The organism is Myxococcus vastator, assembly GCF_010894475.1.
Classification (GTDB): domain Bacteria; phylum Myxococcota; class Myxococcia; order Myxococcales; family Myxococcaceae; genus Myxococcus; species Myxococcus vastator.
Genome location: NZ_JAAIYB010000213.1, coordinates 1 through 13635, shown reverse-complemented (window position 1 = coordinate 13635; position 13635 = coordinate 1). Strand labels below are relative to the sequence as shown.

Below are 13635 nucleotides of genomic sequence, written 5' to 3'. Positions count from 1 at the left end.
CTGCTCCACCAGGTGCTCGTGGACCAGTCGTTCAATCTTCGATTCCAGCGTCGCAGGGGTTTTCGTGTGCATCCGCCACGGGTTGCACACCGCGACGACGGCCTCAACACTACCCCTGAACGGTTACGGGGTGGACAGCCGCCCTTTAGAAGGGGCCGGGCGGGTTGAGGACACACTCAACCTGCTCGGCCACGCAGGTCGCAAGGTCGCCGAGGGCATGGCGCTCGTGCTCGGCACCGACGTCGAGGAGGTGTGCCAGCAGGCCAATGCGCCGTTGCTGATGGCCAGCAGCATCAAGGCCGGCCTCGACATCGACTGGAGTGCGCCCGACGCGAAGGTCGACGCACTCAATCGCCTGTGCCGTCAGCTTGACCGCCTCATGGCCTGGGTGGCTAAGCAGTCGAAGTCGTGCGTCGCCGCTCCGCTGACGCGCTACATCGAAGCGCTCGCGCAGGTGCGCGAACAGGACCTGGAGGCGCGCCCCGAGGGTGGCGTGCAGATTCGACAGGGCGTGGCGGCCGACAGGAGCATCTCCATTGAAGACCCGGACATGCGCCACGGGCGTAAGAGCAAGAGCAAGCGCTTCAATGGCTACAAGCAGCACGTCGGCATCGACCTCGACACCGAGTTGGTGGTGGCCTGCGCCGTGACACCCGCCAACCGACCCGAAGAGGAGGCGACGGATGCACTGCAGGAAGACATGGCCCACCAAAACCTCTTTCCCGACGTCCTGCTCGTCGACAGGGCGTACCTCAACAGCACGATGGCCGAGGACGTGCTGGCGAGCGGCGGCGACCTCGTCTGCCGTCCGTGGCGAGGCGCCGGCGCGAAGCCTGGACTCTTCGGCAAGCGCGACTTCAAAGTGAACATCCGCGACGGTACCCTCACGTGCCCTGCTGGTGAGGTGGAGCCCTTTGAGCCCGGTGCCGTCGTGCACTTCGACCCGGACGCCTGCGGGCCGTGCAAGCTGCGCCCCAGTTGTACCCAGGCCGCGTCCGGCAAGGGGCGCAGCGTCACGATGGGCGATGACGAGCGGCTCCAGCAGCGCCTTCGCTCACGTCTGCAGTCGCGCGCGGGTCGCGCACAACTCCGCGAGCGTGTCGGCGTCGAGCATTGCTTGGCACATCTCGCCAACCGCCAGGGCCCGAAGGCCCGTTACCGAGGCACGCGCCGCAACCTCTTTGACCTCAGGCGACTCGCGGTCGTCCAAAACCTTGAGGTCGCCGCGCGCCACCACCTCGCGGCGTGACCTAACCTGTTCGGCGCTCTAGACCTGCGTTGGAAGAACCAAGACGCTACGCAGCGCGGCGCTCGTACCGAGCTTCACGCCGTGGGGACGGTCCCGCCATCGATGACGAACTCCGTCCCCGTCACCGAGCCCGCGCGCGGAGAGGCGACGAAGGCGATGAGGTCGGCCACCTCGCGAGGTTTCGCCGGACGCCCCACAGGGATGCCACCCAGTGACTTCATGACGAGCTGCTTGCCGCCCTCGTAGTCAGTGCCCGCCTGCTTCGCCAGACGCTCGACGAGGTGCACGGCGGCCTCTGTCTCGACCCAGCCTGGCGAGACGCGCACCACGCGCACGCCTTGAGGCGTCACCTCTTTCGACAGCGCCTTGCTGTACGTGGAGAGCGCCGCCTTCGCCGCCGCGTACGCCGTCGTGGACTCGGGCAGCGGCAGCTCATGCTGAATCGAGGTGACGTGGATGATGACGCCGGAGCCCTGCGCGAGCATCGTCGGCAACAACGCGCGGTCGAGCCGCACGGCCGGCATGAGGTTCAGGTTCAGCTCTTTCTGCCATTCGTCGTCCGTGAGTGCCGCGAAGCCGCCACCCGGGGCGGAGGAGCCTCCCAGCACATGCACGAGGAGGTCGATGCCTCCGAGGTGCGCAATGGACTGCAGGGCGACCTCTGCGCAGCCCGTCGCCGTCGTCACGTCAGCCGCGACATAGTGGACGTCCTGCGTGTCGCTCGGCACCGTGCGCGCCGTGGCGACGACGCGTACGCCAGCCTCGACCAGCGCCGTGACGACAGCCGCCCCGACGCCTTTGGTCCCACCCGTGACGAGCGCCCGTCGGCCCTTCAATTCGAGGTCGAAGCTCATGAACCAATCTCCAAGCGCGTGATGAGGTGGCCAGCGACGGTGAACGCGAACCGAAGCTGCGCCGGGCTGCCAGGGAAGTTGCCGCTCACCTGCGCGGTCACGGTCGTGCGCGCTCCAGCAGCGTCCGCGGCCTGCGGGTCGGTGGTCTCGCTAGAGAAGAAGCTCGCGATGGGCGCGGGCAGTTTCAAAGAAGCAGCGTGATGGGTTGGCATGGCCATCTCAGTAATGGCGAGGTATCTTTTTCACAAGAACGCACGAAAAAGTGGGGTACCTACTTTTGGGTAAGCATGACCAACACACGCCCGTGACGGCGGCCAGCGGCATCGAAGGCGCCATCCAAATGCTCGAAGGCCGCTGGAAGCTGGTCATCCTCTTCCACCTCTTCGGCGGGAAGAAGCTGCGCTTCTCCGACCTTGAGCGCGCCATCCCCGCCATCTCGCAGAAGATGCTCATCCAGCAGCTCCGGCAACTGGAGCACGACGGCATCGTCGCGCGCATCGTGCACGCCCAGGTACCACCGAAGGTCGAGTACCACCTGACGGACTGGGGCCAGTCTCTGTGCCCAGCCCTCGACGAATTGCTGACCTGGGCAGAAAGACGGCCCACGCTGAAGCGTGAAGGGAAGTCCTCGAAGGCCTAGGCGTCACCCACCGCGCAACGTCTCCAGCGCTCGCTGGAAGTCCTCGGGCAGTGGCGCTTCGACTCGAACAGGCTGACCCGTAGCAGGGCTCGGCAGCTCCAGGGTGAAGGCATGCAGCGCCTGCCGGCCCAGCGCCCGCGCCGCGGCATGCGTGCGTGCCGCCTCGCTCCCGTAGAGTGAATCCGCCAGCACGGGGAACCCGGCCTCGGAGAGCTGCACGCGAATCTGGTGCGTGCGGCCCGTGTCCAGGTCGACCTCCAGCAGCGCGGCCTCCGCGAAGCGCTCACGGACCTCGAACGACAGCGCCGCCCGGCGCGCGGAGGGCACGCGCGTGGTGAAGCGCCGAGGGTCCACCGGGTCTCTGGCATAGGGCCCTTCCAGACGGCCCCTCGACGGCGGCTGACCCAGCACCAGCGTCCAGTAGCGCTTGTCCACGCGCTTCTCCTGGAAGGAGCGCAGGAGCGCCGCGGCGGCTTCATCCGTGCGCGCGAAGGCCAGGCAGCCACTCGTCTCCCGGTCCAGGCGGTGCACCACCCCAGGCCAGGCCAGGCCCTCCACGTCGAAGGGCGGCCGCTGCGCGGCGAGCAGCCCCACCACGGAGGCCGCGCGGCCTTCCGGCTCCACCACGAGGCCCGGGGGCTTGTTCACGATGACCAGGGCCGCATCGTCATGAAGCACCGGCAGCACCGGCCCTTCAGCGGAGGCCACCGGCGCGGCGCGAGGCTCCGGCCTTTCGAGCTCAATCTCCTCACCGCCCCACAGCTTGCGCGTGGGCTGGCACTGCTTGCCCCGGATGCGGACCGCGCCCGAATCAATCAACGCACGGGCCCGCTCCAGGTTGAGTCCTGGGACCTGCTTCGACAGGAAGCGGTCGAGCCGCTCGCCAGCGGCCTCACGAGGAACCTGGACCTTCTGCTGTGCCATGCGCTCCCCGTCCCTCAACCCAGGGGACGAGTCAACGGCCTTGGAGGGAGTCCCCTGTCTTGCGGACGGCGAGGGCGGCCCGGAAGATGGCGGAGAAGCGACCCGGCCCATTTCCGTGAATCCGACCTGCCCCACATGCCATACGCCCCACCCTGGCGCCGAGGCGGGCCCACGAGACACCTGCGCCGCCTGCGGTGCGGACCTCACGCAAGGCGCGCGGACGCGAGGCACGCCGCCGGAGCCGGACCTCACGGGTGAAGTCCTGGCGGGCTTCCAGCTGAGCTCCCGCCTGGGCACGGACGACACGGGCCGGCTGTACGCGGCGGAAGGCCATGTGGGTCCGTGCGTGGTGAAGGTGATGGCTTCCGCAGTGACAGCGGACGCGGAGGCGCGGGCGCGCTTCCACCGTGAGGCGGAGACCCTGCGGAGCCTCCGCCACCCGGGCATCGTCCGCGTCCTGGCGGTGGGCGAGGAACGCGGCCACTGCTGGTACGCCCTGGAGCCCATGATGGCGCCCGACCTGGAGACGCGGCTGGACCGGGTGAACGCCCTGCCCTTCCAAGAGGTGGAGCAACTGGCGCTGCGGCTGCTCGACGCGCTCGGCGCCGCGCACGAAACAGGGCTCGTCCACGGAGACGTGCGGCCCCAGAACATCCTGCTCACGAAGGACGGGGCGATGCTGACGAACTTCGGCCTGTCGCTCGTGCCTCCAGGTGCGCATGACTACCAGGCCCCCGAGCAACGACAGTGGGGCCGCGCCGTCCCGCAGTCGGACCTGCATGCGCTGGGACGCGTCCTGCACGAGGCGCTCACGGGCGGCCCGCCTGAGACGCAGCCACTGCCCGTGGGCGTGCCCCGGCACCTGCGCCGGCTGCTGAGAGGCCTGCTCTCGGAGGCCATCCAGGACCGGCCCGACAGCGCCCTCTCCGCGCGGCGGCTGCTGACCCAGCGTGTGCCGCTGGGCCCATTGGCCGTGGGCGTCGCGGCGCTGCTGGCGCTGGTGATGTACCTGCTGCTGCGCGCGGCGTGAGCGCCTCCCGCTCAGAGGCCCTGGAGCTGGTCGCTGGACATCCGGCGCTTGGGCTTGCGGCGGATGAAGCGGTTCGCGTCGCCGCGCCGGTAGCAGGTGATGAGGCGCTCCTCGTCATTGAGCAGGACAATCCACCCACGCGCCTGCCGCGCCACCTCCAGGCTCCGCCAGGCCCGAGGCAGCTCCCGCTCCAGCACCGTGACGTGCGTCATGCCCGTCGCCCGGGTCCGGATGCCAAACTCCAGGATGAAGTCGAGCACCTCGTCACGAAGCTGCCGAAGCGAGCTGCGCTCGACGAAGTGACGCGTGGCGGAAAACCCAGGGGAGACGGGCGGACGGCAAACGGTCATGGCGTGGACCTCGTGTTGCCAGGAGGCCATTACACATGCCGTTCCAACGCTTCATTCCCAAGATTCCGCGCACTTGGTCGGCTCCAGCACGGCGGACGAATGACATTCCGTCAATTCCCGTGCAGGCGTGTGACACCCAGGCGCGGACGCTCCGGCGTCGGCCCTCCCTGGCCGCTCCGGACACATGGTGTAGAAGGCCCGCCATGCGTTCCGTGCCGAAGCCGTCCCCCGGTGAGTTGCTCAAGGATGCCACCCGCGCCTACGTACGCGGATATCGCACGGCGTCCCTCTGCGCCGGCATCACCCAGGGAGGCGTGCACCACGTTGAAGCGCTGCGGAGCAAGGGCGCGCCGCCTTCCGACAGCGCCCTCTTCGCGCTGGGCGAGCTGACGCCGGTCTTCACGGGGGCCCTCCTCGCGTTGCTCGTGGACCAGGGCAAGGCCCGGCTCGACATGCCCCTGTCCGAGGTGATTCCCCGGTCGCTGCTCGCGGATGCCACCGCGGGCCGCATCACCCTGGAGCAGCTGGCGACCCACACCTCGGGAATGCCCCACCTGCCGCCCAACCTGGAGCAGGGCGCGCAGACGATGGACGACCCCTTCGGCCATTACGACGCGAGACTCTTTGGAGAGTTCCTCCGGACCTATCAGCCGCAGTGGCCGCCGCCGCGCCGCCATGCGCCCTCCATCCTGGGCATGGGCGTGCTGGGCCACGCCCTCTCCCGGCGCGCGGGGCTCAACTACGGACACGCGTTGAGGGACCTGCTCTTCAAGCCCCTGGGCATGGCCGACACCACGCTGCGCCTGTCCGAGGAACAGGCCCCGCGCCTGACGCCCGGCCACACCGCGCGAGGCAAACCGGTCCCCCCATGGACCTTCCCCGCCCTGCCGGGAGCGGGCGCCGCCTACTCCACCGCGCCCGACCTGCTCCGCTTCCTCGACGCGAACCTCGGACGGGGCGACGTGGGCGTCGCGCGCGCCCTGCAATTGACGCATGTGCCGCGCGCGGAGGCGAACCCTGGGAAGGTGGGGCTCGGGTGGAGCGTGACGCAGGTGCGTGGGCAGCCCGTGGTGTGGCGCGCGTCCGTCATCCGGGGCTACACCGGCTTCATCGGCTTCGCCGCCGGGGCGGACGCGGGCGTGGTGCTGCTGGCGAACCAGGGCTGGTCCTTCTTCTCCGCGCTCCGCGGGCGCATCCCCCTGCAAGCCCCTGGGCTGGAGCTGCTCTCCCGACTCCTCCCCGAATGAGCGCGTCAGGGAGGCGCTGTCCGCCTTCACGGGAGAGGAACCGGGGCGCGCGAGCTCAGGGCAGGCGGCGCAGGGGCAGCAGGGCCCGGAGACGCGCGTCCCGCAGGAAGAGGCCCGCCCAGGCGCAAACGCCCACGAGGATGGGGGCGATGAACGGCTCGGACAGACGCACGTGCGTCGCGGTGGCGCCGCCGAGGTAGCCCGTGACGAGGATGGCGCCCAGCACGGCCGTCCGCGGCACCGCGTAGAGCACCATGCAGAGGAGCTCGGTGATGCCAATGGCCAGCAACACCGAGCCAGGGTAGCCAGACTTCTCGAATCCCTGGATGACTTCGGGTGACTGGCCCAGCTTCATCGACGCGCTGAAGGTCAGCATGGCAACGACGAGTCCAGTGAAGACGCGTCCCAGCCAGAGCATCCAGCCCTTGGCGGCGGGAGCGGACTGCGTGGAGGCCGGGGAGACGGCGGCGGAGGAAGGACTCGACATGAGAGAGACGTCCTGGGTGGAAGTGGGACCTGGAAGCCTCGCCGTTCTAACGGCCCCCCACGCTTCTCCACAAGGAATAGCGCGTGACGTTGACGGCGCGGTGGGCCGCGCGCTCCAATGGCCATCATCGGGGGTCGTTCCATGACGGTGCTGAACGAATTGCGCAGGCGCATTGACTCACGCTTTCCACTCACCGCCTATCCAAACCCAGCGCCACGCGCATTCCAGCCCACCGCCCTGCTGGCGTTCGCCACCCGGGTAACGGATGCCTATGCGGCCGACGCGCGGCACCTCGATGAGGAATGCAGCGCCTCCTGGCGCGCGCTGCGGGCCCATGCCTTCGACGTCTACGAAGCCGTCCGGCCCTGTCTGTCCATTCGCTATTCGACGCGCACCGTCTACTCAGGCCCGGAGGACATCGTCGCGGACCTGAACCGGGGGCAGCTCGAAATCAACACCGAGCACTGCGAGCACCCCTTGTGGACGCCGGAGGAGAACTGCGTCTTCCGCATCGTTCATGACGTGATTCCACATGCCATGTACGTGCGGCCCTTCTCGCTGGAAGGAGAAGTGCTCGCCTTCCATGACCACGTCCGCCGGGCACCCGCGGAGGCGAAGCTGGCGCTGTTCACGGAAATCTTCGGCTATGCCGCCATCCGCTACTCCACCGGCGTGTATCCGGAGACGCAGAAGTGCATTGTCTTCCCGGAGCTGCTCGCGGACTACGAAGCGGGCTTCCTCCCGACCACGGGCAATCCCTCCACGTCCCCCGAGGCGTAAGCCCTTCGCACGTCAGCGCCGGGTCGTCTTCTTGCGCGCGGTCCGCGCCGCCGCCGTGTTGCGCACGAACTGCTTGCCACGCCGGGTCCCCTCGCGCTTCTTGCGCTCCGTCGCGCGCTTCTGTGCGGGGCTCAACTGCGCCCAGGCTTGCTTGGGCAGGTAGCGGGACGTGGTGCCACCTTTGCGCGCGCGGGCGTCACCTTCCTGCGTCTGCCATTCCTCCTGCGTCCAGGACGTGAGTGACTTCTGCGTTCCGCCACGGCCGCCCCGGTAGCCCCCACCGGCCTTCTTGTATTCCGCCGCCACGAGCTGCGCCTTGCGTGCGCTCCACTCCCCCGCCTCGCCCCCCTTGCTGCCTCGGAGGATGCGCGCCTTGATGCGCTCGCGCAGCGCCGGCTCCGTGTACCGGCCCGGGGAAGCCGCCTTCCGAGCGGTGGACCGGGAGGCCGTCCCCGTCTTTCGGGGGGTGCTACGGCCACGCGACGACGTGCGGGCCGTCTTCGCGGCAGGGGTGCGTGAGCGCTTCCGGGTGGCCATGTCGTCCTCCTCGCGGGCCGGATACCCACTCAGGGTGGGAGCGGCGCGCGCCATCCGCAAGCGAGGCGACCCCTGGGTCCCCCCGGCCGCCTCCAGCCAATGAGTCACCCGTGACACAGTGACTCAGGCCTTCACCCCGCAGCGACCGTCGACGCACTGCGACACAGAGGACCACGGCGCAAATCAATGCATCGCGTCGTGAGCTTTTGACGCAATACAGCAGAGGTATGTGACAACCGACCTCACTCGTTTTGCCGATAATGCATGAGGCGCCTTGATCTTGGTCTGTGATTGGCCTACGCGTTGATTCGCGGGTCAATCTGCAGTGGGCCCGTCCCCCGAACAGGAGCCCCTCCTCATGCGAAACGCTGTCCGGACACTGGTTCTGGCTGTCGCGGCACTCGGCTTGTGGGCGCAACCCGCGCTCGCGAACACGCAAACGAAGACCCGCTATCCCATCGTGCTGGCGCACGGCATGGCGGGCTTCGATTCGCTGTTTGGCGTCTACGACTACTTCTACGGCATTGGCTCCGACCTGCGCTCGGGCGGGGCGACGGTGTACGTGACGAGCGTTCCGCAGTTCAACACCACGGAGCAGCGCGGCGAGGCGCTGCTGGCGCAGGTGAAGGACATCGTCGCGCGCTCGGGCAAGGGCAAGGTGAACCTCATTGGCCACAGCCACGGCGGCATGGACGTGCGCTACGTGGCGGCGGTGCGCCCGGACCTGGTGGCGTCCGTGACGACGGTGGGCTCGCCGCACAAGGGCGCGGACCTGGCGGACTACCTGCGCGGCAACCTCCGGGGCGGCTCCTTCACGGAGAGCGTGCTGGCCTACTTCGCCAACAACCTGGGCACCGTCCTGGGGCTGCTGTCGGGCAAGACGAATCCGCAGGACGCCATTGGCGCGCTGGCGGCGCTGAGCAAGTCCGGCACGGCGGCGTTCAACCAGAAGTACCCGGCGGGCATCCCCTCCAGCAGCTGTGGCCAGGGCGCCGCGACGGGCACGCAGGGCCAGCGCTACTACTCCTGGTCCGGCACGGACCCCTTCACCAACCTGTTCGACGCGTCCGACTACCCGATGAAGCTGAGCTCGTTCTTCTACAGCGAGGCGAACGACGGCCTGGTCGGCCGGTGCAGCTCGCACTTCGGCACGGTGCTGCGTGACAACTACGACATGAACCACCTGGACGAGGTGAACCAGGTGCTGGGCCTCACCGCCTTCTTCACCAACCCGAAGACGGTGTTCCGCAACCACGCCAACCGCCTGAAGGGGCTCGGCCTCTAAACGGCCGCGCGCGAAGGAACGCCATGAAGAGCCGCGCCGTCATTCCCGTCGCCGCGCTGTGCGCCCTGCTGGGTGCGGGCGTGTTCTCATGGTGGAAGGCCCGGGCGACGCCGATGCCGCCCGGGCCCGCTGTCACCGCTGGCGCACCGCCAGCGGCCTCCGCGCCGCGCGTGGGGGTGCCGGCGCCGCGACGCGCAGGGCCCACCGCGACGCCTGCAGCGGCCGCGTCCCCCGCCACCGCCCTGCCCCCCATGCCGGGCTCGCTCCAGGACACGGAGGAGGACGGCTCGGCGCAGGTGGATGCGTCGGGCCACCTGGTGGTTTCGCCGGACCTGCGCCGCCTGTTCGACTACTACCTGTCCGCGATGGGCGAGGAGGCGCTGCCCCTCATCCGCGAGCGCATCCTCGCCTCGCTGCGGGCGAAGAACCTGCCAGCCGCGGCGATGGACGAAGCCGTGCGACTGCTGGATGACTACCTGGCGTATCGCGACGCGGCGCGCACGTTCGCGGCGAACCAACGCGGCGCGGAGCTGGACCTGAGCGCGAGGCTGGAGTCCCTGCGCGAGCTGCGCCGCGAGCACCTGGGCGCCTGGGCGGACGGACTCTTTGGTGACGAGGAGCGGGTGGACGCGGTGTCGGTGGAGCGGATGAAGCTCCAGCAGGACACCACGCTGACGCCCGAGGAGCGCGAGCGCCGCATCGCCGCGCTGGAGGAGCAGCTCCCCGCGGACTACCGCGCCAGCCGCGACGAGGCGCTGCGCCCCTTGCAGCAGCAAGCGGTGGAGCGGGAGCTGGTGGAGTCCGGAGCGACGGCCGAGGACCTGCGCCAGCACCGGCTGGCCACCGTGGGCCCGGAGGCCACCGAGCGGCTGGAGGCCATGGACCGCGAGGAGGCCGAGTGGGCGCGGCGGCTGGCGGAGTTCCGGGCCCGGCGGGAGGCCCTGGGCCAGTCGGAGCCGGACCCCGCCGCGCGCCAGGCCGCCGTGCAGCGGCTGCTGATCGACTCCTTCACCCCGGAGGAGCGCCTGCGGGTGGAGGCCCTGGACGCCATCGACGCGGCGGCCAAGGCCCCCTGAGCCTCACCGCGCCGAGGCGTGAGCGAGCCGGGGCTCATTTCCCAGGAAAGGTGTCGTACTCCACGAGGCCCGGTGTGACGTCGTAGTAGTCCCCCTTGCTGCCCAGGTAGATGTGCGCCTTCTCGCGGATACCGGTGGGCGACTCCAACGTCCCGGCGCAAATCGACATCTTCGCGGAAGGCGCTTCATCGAACAGCACACTGGAGCCGCACTCGACGCAGAAGCCGCGCCGCACCGTGGGAGAGACCGTGTGCCATTTGAGGCCTTGCGCCTCCGTGAGCCGGAAGCCCTCCCGGTCCACGGCCGCGTAGGCGCCGACGTGCCCATGCCATTTGCGGCACTTCGAGCAATGGCAGTACGTCACCGCCGTCAAAGGCGCGCTCACCTCATACCGTACCGCTCCGCAAAAGCAGCCACCTGTGTTCATGCGCACGTTCTACAACACGCCGCAGCGAACGAGCGCATGCAATCCATCAGCGAGGTTCAATCGTCATCATCATCGTCGTCCTCGTAGTCGCCGCCCAGGAAGCCCGCGGCATGCTCCGGCGACGGCACGTTGAAGGTGCAGGTCAGCTCACTGCCATCCCTGTAATGATAGACATAGCGACCCGCGGCGAAGTCTTCATTCACAGCGTCAAAGGTCACCGAGCCCCCCACCGGCACGCCCGTCGTTTCGGGAAAGCCCGTCGTCGAGCGTGTCGCCACGTTGACGAGCCAATCCACCACCAGCGAGTCCGCCGCCGGGACCAGCCGTTGCGCGTCCTCGTTGGACAACGCCACCGTCACCGGCGAGCCGCCGACGACGGCCCCATCCACGAGCCGGATGTCCACGCCGAACCGCACCAGGCCCGCGGCGCCCTTGGGGTCGTAGCTCAGGTCAATCCAGGTTCCTCGCACCCCATTCCGGCTGTACCCGTCGCGATTCCACCGGGACATCTCTCCATCGATGGGCCACTTCACAGTGGCGCCCAGGTGAGTGCCCTGGCATTCCCCCGTGGCTTCGGTACCACAAGCCGTGGTGAGCAGAGCGCTGACAAGGATTGGAATGACGACCCGCAGAGAATGAAGAGGCATGGGCACCACTATAGATGCAACCGCCAGTCCTTTCGAAAAGCAGCCTCCCACGGACGTCATCCATCCAGCATGACGCGTTGCAGTCCAGAGACCGCAAGGGATTGAACCTCACGGTTCGTCCCCACCGGCATGCTCCGAGCCCCGGAAGGCACGGGCGCCCGGCGCGCCGTGGGTGAGTTCGCGCGCGAATCCTGAGATAGTCGCGCCCGTATGAAAATCTGGGTCGATGCCGATGCCTGCCCGGGCCCTGTCCGGGACATCATCCTCCGTGCTGGCCAGCGCGTGAAGGTCCACTCCGTCTTCGTGGCCAACCGCGCGCTCTCCCTGCCCCGGCTGGCCTATGTCTCCAGCGTGCAGGTGGGCGCGGGCCTCGACGTCGCGGACCAGCACATCGCCCAGCAGGCGCAGCCGGGGGACCTCGCCGTCACCCAGGACATTCCGCTCGCCGCGCTGCTGGTGCCCAAGGGCGTCGTGGTGCTGGACCCGCGCGGAGAGGTCTTCACCGAGGAGAACGTCGCCGAGCGGCTCTCCGTCCGGAACTTCATGCAGGAGCTTCGGGAGAGCGGCGTGACGACCGGAGGCCCGGACGGCTACTCGGCGCAGGACCGGCAACAGTTCGCCGCCGCCCTGGACCGGGAGTTGACTCGGCTGGTGAAGGCGGAGCCGAAGTAAAATTTGTCCAATCCCTCCGGGCGCGGCGGAGGCATCCTCCTGGCATTCACCCCCACCCAGGAAGGTGCTCCATGAACGACAAGAACCCGTCCTCCTCCGCCGCGACGCTCCCTGAAGGCCCCCGCCTCTCCCTGGCCCTGGTGCTGAAGGACGCGTCCGCGGCGCTCGACTTCTACACAAGGGCCTTCGGCGCGAAGGAGAAGTACCGGCTCACCGAGCCGAGCGGGCGCGTGGGCCACGCGGAGATGGACCTGGGCGGCGTGACGCTGATGGTCGCGGACGAATACCCCGAGTACGGCATCGTGGGCCCCCAGAGCCGCGGAGGCACGACGTGCTCGCTGAACCTCCGGGTGGAGGACGTGGACGCCGCCGCCCAGCGCGCCATCGACGCGGGCGCCACCCTGGAGCGCCCCATCCAGAACGAGTTCTACGGCGAACGCGCTGCGCACCTGAGAGACCCGTTTGGCCATCGCTGGGCCCTCAACGCCCGCATCGAGGAGGTCTCCCCCGAGGAGATGCAGCGCCGCTTCACGCGGATGTGCCAGGGCTGAGGCCCCGGCCTCCTTGCCCAGCGAGACTGTAGAGCCTGGAACGCCCGGCCCTGGGTGAACGCGTACACCCCTGGCCGCGCCAGGGCTTCGGGATTAGGTGGAGGCCATGCCTACCCTCGTCCTCATCCGGCACGGTCAGTCGCTGTGGAATCAAGAGAACCGCTTCACCGGCCTCGTCGACGTCCCCCTCACCGACCAGGGCCGCCAGGAGGCCCGGCGCGCGGCGGAGGCGCTGCGCGGGATGAAGTTCGACGTCGCCTATACGTCGGCGCTCACCCGGGCGCAGGAGACGCTGTCCATCCTCCTGGACACGCTGGGACAGCAGGTCCCCACCATCCGGGACGCCGCCCTCAACGAGCGCAGCTACGGCGACCTGCAGGGGCTCGACAAGGCGGATGCCGCGAAGCGCTGGGGGGACGCGCAAATCAAGGCGTGGCGCCGCTCCTTCGACGTGCCGCCCCCCAACGGCGAGTCCCTGGAGATGACGGCGAAGCGCGTGTTGCCCTTCTATGAGCGCGCCATCGCCGGGGACCTGCGCCAGGGGAAGAACGTGCTCGTCGTGGCCCACGGCAACTCCAACCGCTCCCTGGTGATGAAGCTGGACCAGCTCACGGGGGAGCAGGTGGTGGGGCTGGAGCTGGCCACCGGGGTGCCGCTCGTCTACGAGCTGTCGCCGGATGGTGAGGTACTGTCCAAGCGCACCGCGTCCCCCTGACGCCTGCGAGGGCACAGGGGGGCTACGCTGCACGCCCTACCGTTTCCGGTTGAATGCAACCGGCCCCGGCGCGTCAGACTGTTCGAGCACACGAAAGGACGCTCCTCATGAAGGCCCTGATCACCTCCCTCGCTCTCCTCTTCGCCCTTCCCGCCCTGGATGCC

Annotated in this window: 18 protein-coding genes; 10 read left to right on the top strand and 8 right to left on the bottom strand. The window is 69.0% G+C overall.

The genetic code is table 11. The features are described 5' to 3' along the window. Window positions 1–1249, top strand: a 1249-nt coding sequence (locus G4D87_RS21030) for a transposase (RefSeq protein WP_240358462.1), incomplete at its 5' end; no start/stop codon positions are given. 74 nt (window positions 1250–1323) lie between these two features. Here G4D87_RS21030 and G4D87_RS21025 read toward each other — a convergent pair. Next, window positions 1324–2103 (bottom strand): SDR family oxidoreductase, encoded by a 780-nt coding sequence (locus tag G4D87_RS21025; protein WP_163783847.1) that lies wholly within the window; start codon window positions 2101–2103, stop codon window positions 1324–1326. Further along, a complete protein-coding gene (locus G4D87_RS21020) occupies window positions 2100–2321 on the bottom strand; it encodes a hypothetical protein (protein WP_163783846.1) in 222 nt (73 codons plus the stop codon). The genes G4D87_RS21025 and G4D87_RS21020 overlap by 4 nt, the downstream gene beginning before the upstream one ends. An 86-nt stretch (window positions 2322–2407) precedes the next feature. Here G4D87_RS21020 and G4D87_RS21015 point away from each other — a divergent pair, with 86 nt between their 5' ends. After that, complete coding sequence (locus G4D87_RS21015) at window positions 2408–2743, top strand: winged helix-turn-helix transcriptional regulator (protein WP_240358461.1); 336 nt, start codon at window positions 2408–2410, stop codon at window positions 2741–2743. A 3-nt stretch (window positions 2744–2746) separates the two neighbouring features. Here the strand turns inward: G4D87_RS21015 and G4D87_RS21010 are convergent, their stop codons facing one another. Next, entirely contained in the window at window positions 2747–3667 is a 921-nt protein-coding gene (locus tag G4D87_RS21010) for an RluA family pseudouridine synthase (protein WP_163783844.1), read from the bottom strand. 115 nt (window positions 3668–3782) lie between these two features. Here G4D87_RS21010 and G4D87_RS21005 point away from each other — a divergent pair, with 115 nt between their 5' ends. Continuing rightward, window positions 3783–4697, top strand: a complete 915-nt coding sequence (locus G4D87_RS21005; protein WP_163783843.1) for a serine/threonine-protein kinase — start codon at window positions 3783–3785, stop codon at window positions 4695–4697. 11 nt (window positions 4698–4708) lie between these two features. Here G4D87_RS21005 and G4D87_RS21000 read toward each other — a convergent pair whose 3' ends face one another. Then, on the bottom strand, window positions 4709–5077 hold the full coding sequence (locus tag G4D87_RS21000; protein WP_163783842.1) for a hypothetical protein: 369 nt from the start codon (window positions 5075–5077) through the stop codon (window positions 4709–4711). A 173-nt stretch (window positions 5078–5250) separates the two neighbouring features. Here G4D87_RS21000 and G4D87_RS20995 point away from each other — a divergent pair, with 173 nt between their 5' ends. Next, window positions 5251–6294, top strand: coding sequence for a serine hydrolase domain-containing protein (locus tag G4D87_RS20995; protein ID WP_240358459.1), 1044 nt, complete (start codon window positions 5251–5253; stop codon window positions 6292–6294). A 55-nt stretch (window positions 6295–6349) separates the two neighbouring features. Here G4D87_RS20995 and G4D87_RS20990 read toward each other — a convergent pair whose 3' ends face one another. Continuing rightward, the gene (locus G4D87_RS20990) at window positions 6350–6712 is read right to left on the bottom strand and encodes a DoxX family protein (protein ID WP_163783849.1); all 363 of its coding nucleotides are present in this window, start codon (window positions 6710–6712) and stop codon (window positions 6350–6352) included. 210 nt (window positions 6713–6922) lie between these two features. On the opposite strand from G4D87_RS20990, the gene G4D87_RS20985 reads away from it, so the two are divergent. After that, complete coding sequence (locus tag G4D87_RS20985; protein ID WP_240358457.1) at window positions 6923–7561, top strand: hypothetical protein; 639 nt, start codon at window positions 6923–6925, stop codon at window positions 7559–7561. A gap of 12 nt (window positions 7562–7573) precedes the next feature. Here G4D87_RS20985 and G4D87_RS20980 read toward each other — a convergent pair whose 3' ends face one another. Continuing rightward, window positions 7574–8098 (bottom strand): hypothetical protein, encoded by a 525-nt coding sequence (locus tag G4D87_RS20980; protein WP_163783839.1) that lies wholly within the window; start codon window positions 8096–8098, stop codon window positions 7574–7576. 358 nt (window positions 8099–8456) lie between these two features. Here G4D87_RS20980 and G4D87_RS20975 point away from each other — a divergent pair, with 358 nt between their 5' ends. Both G4D87_RS20975 and G4D87_RS20970 read left to right on the top strand, forming a co-directional pair. After that, a complete protein-coding gene (locus G4D87_RS20975) occupies window positions 8457–9383 on the top strand; it encodes a lipase family alpha/beta hydrolase (RefSeq protein WP_176410682.1) in 927 nt (308 codons plus the stop codon). A gap of 23 nt (window positions 9384–9406) precedes the next feature. Further along, the gene (locus G4D87_RS20970; protein WP_163783837.1) at window positions 9407–10459 is read left to right on the top strand and encodes a lipase secretion chaperone; all 1053 of its coding nucleotides are present in this window, start codon (window positions 9407–9409) and stop codon (window positions 10457–10459) included. 34 nt (window positions 10460–10493) lie between these two features. Here the strand turns inward: G4D87_RS20970 and G4D87_RS20965 are convergent, their stop codons facing one another. Both G4D87_RS20965 and G4D87_RS20960 read right to left on the bottom strand, forming a co-directional pair. After that, complete coding sequence (locus G4D87_RS20965) at window positions 10494–10886, bottom strand: GFA family protein (RefSeq protein WP_176410680.1); 393 nt, start codon at window positions 10884–10886, stop codon at window positions 10494–10496. Between the two features lie 56 nt (window positions 10887–10942). Then, a complete protein-coding gene (locus G4D87_RS20960; protein WP_240358455.1) occupies window positions 10943–11395 on the bottom strand; it encodes a hypothetical protein in 453 nt (150 codons plus the stop codon). 348 nt (window positions 11396–11743) lie between these two features. Here G4D87_RS20960 and G4D87_RS20955 point away from each other — a divergent pair, with 348 nt between their 5' ends. The 3 genes from G4D87_RS20955 to G4D87_RS20945 all read left to right on the top strand — a co-directional run bounded on the left by G4D87_RS20955 (window position 11744) and on the right by G4D87_RS20945 (window position 13471). After that, entirely contained in the window at window positions 11744–12205 is a 462-nt protein-coding gene (locus tag G4D87_RS20955; RefSeq protein ID WP_163783835.1) for a YaiI/YqxD family protein, read from the top strand. A 71-nt stretch (window positions 12206–12276) separates the two neighbouring features. Next, on the top strand, window positions 12277–12756 hold the full coding sequence (locus tag G4D87_RS20950) for a VOC family protein (RefSeq protein ID WP_163783834.1): 480 nt from the start codon (window positions 12277–12279) through the stop codon (window positions 12754–12756). Between the two features lie 106 nt (window positions 12757–12862). Further along, window positions 12863–13471: a 2,3-bisphosphoglycerate-dependent phosphoglycerate mutase gene (locus G4D87_RS20945; RefSeq protein WP_163783833.1), complete on the top strand. Its 609-nt coding sequence runs from the start codon at window positions 12863–12865 to the stop codon at window positions 13469–13471. Window positions 13472–13635: the final 164 nt, after the last annotated feature.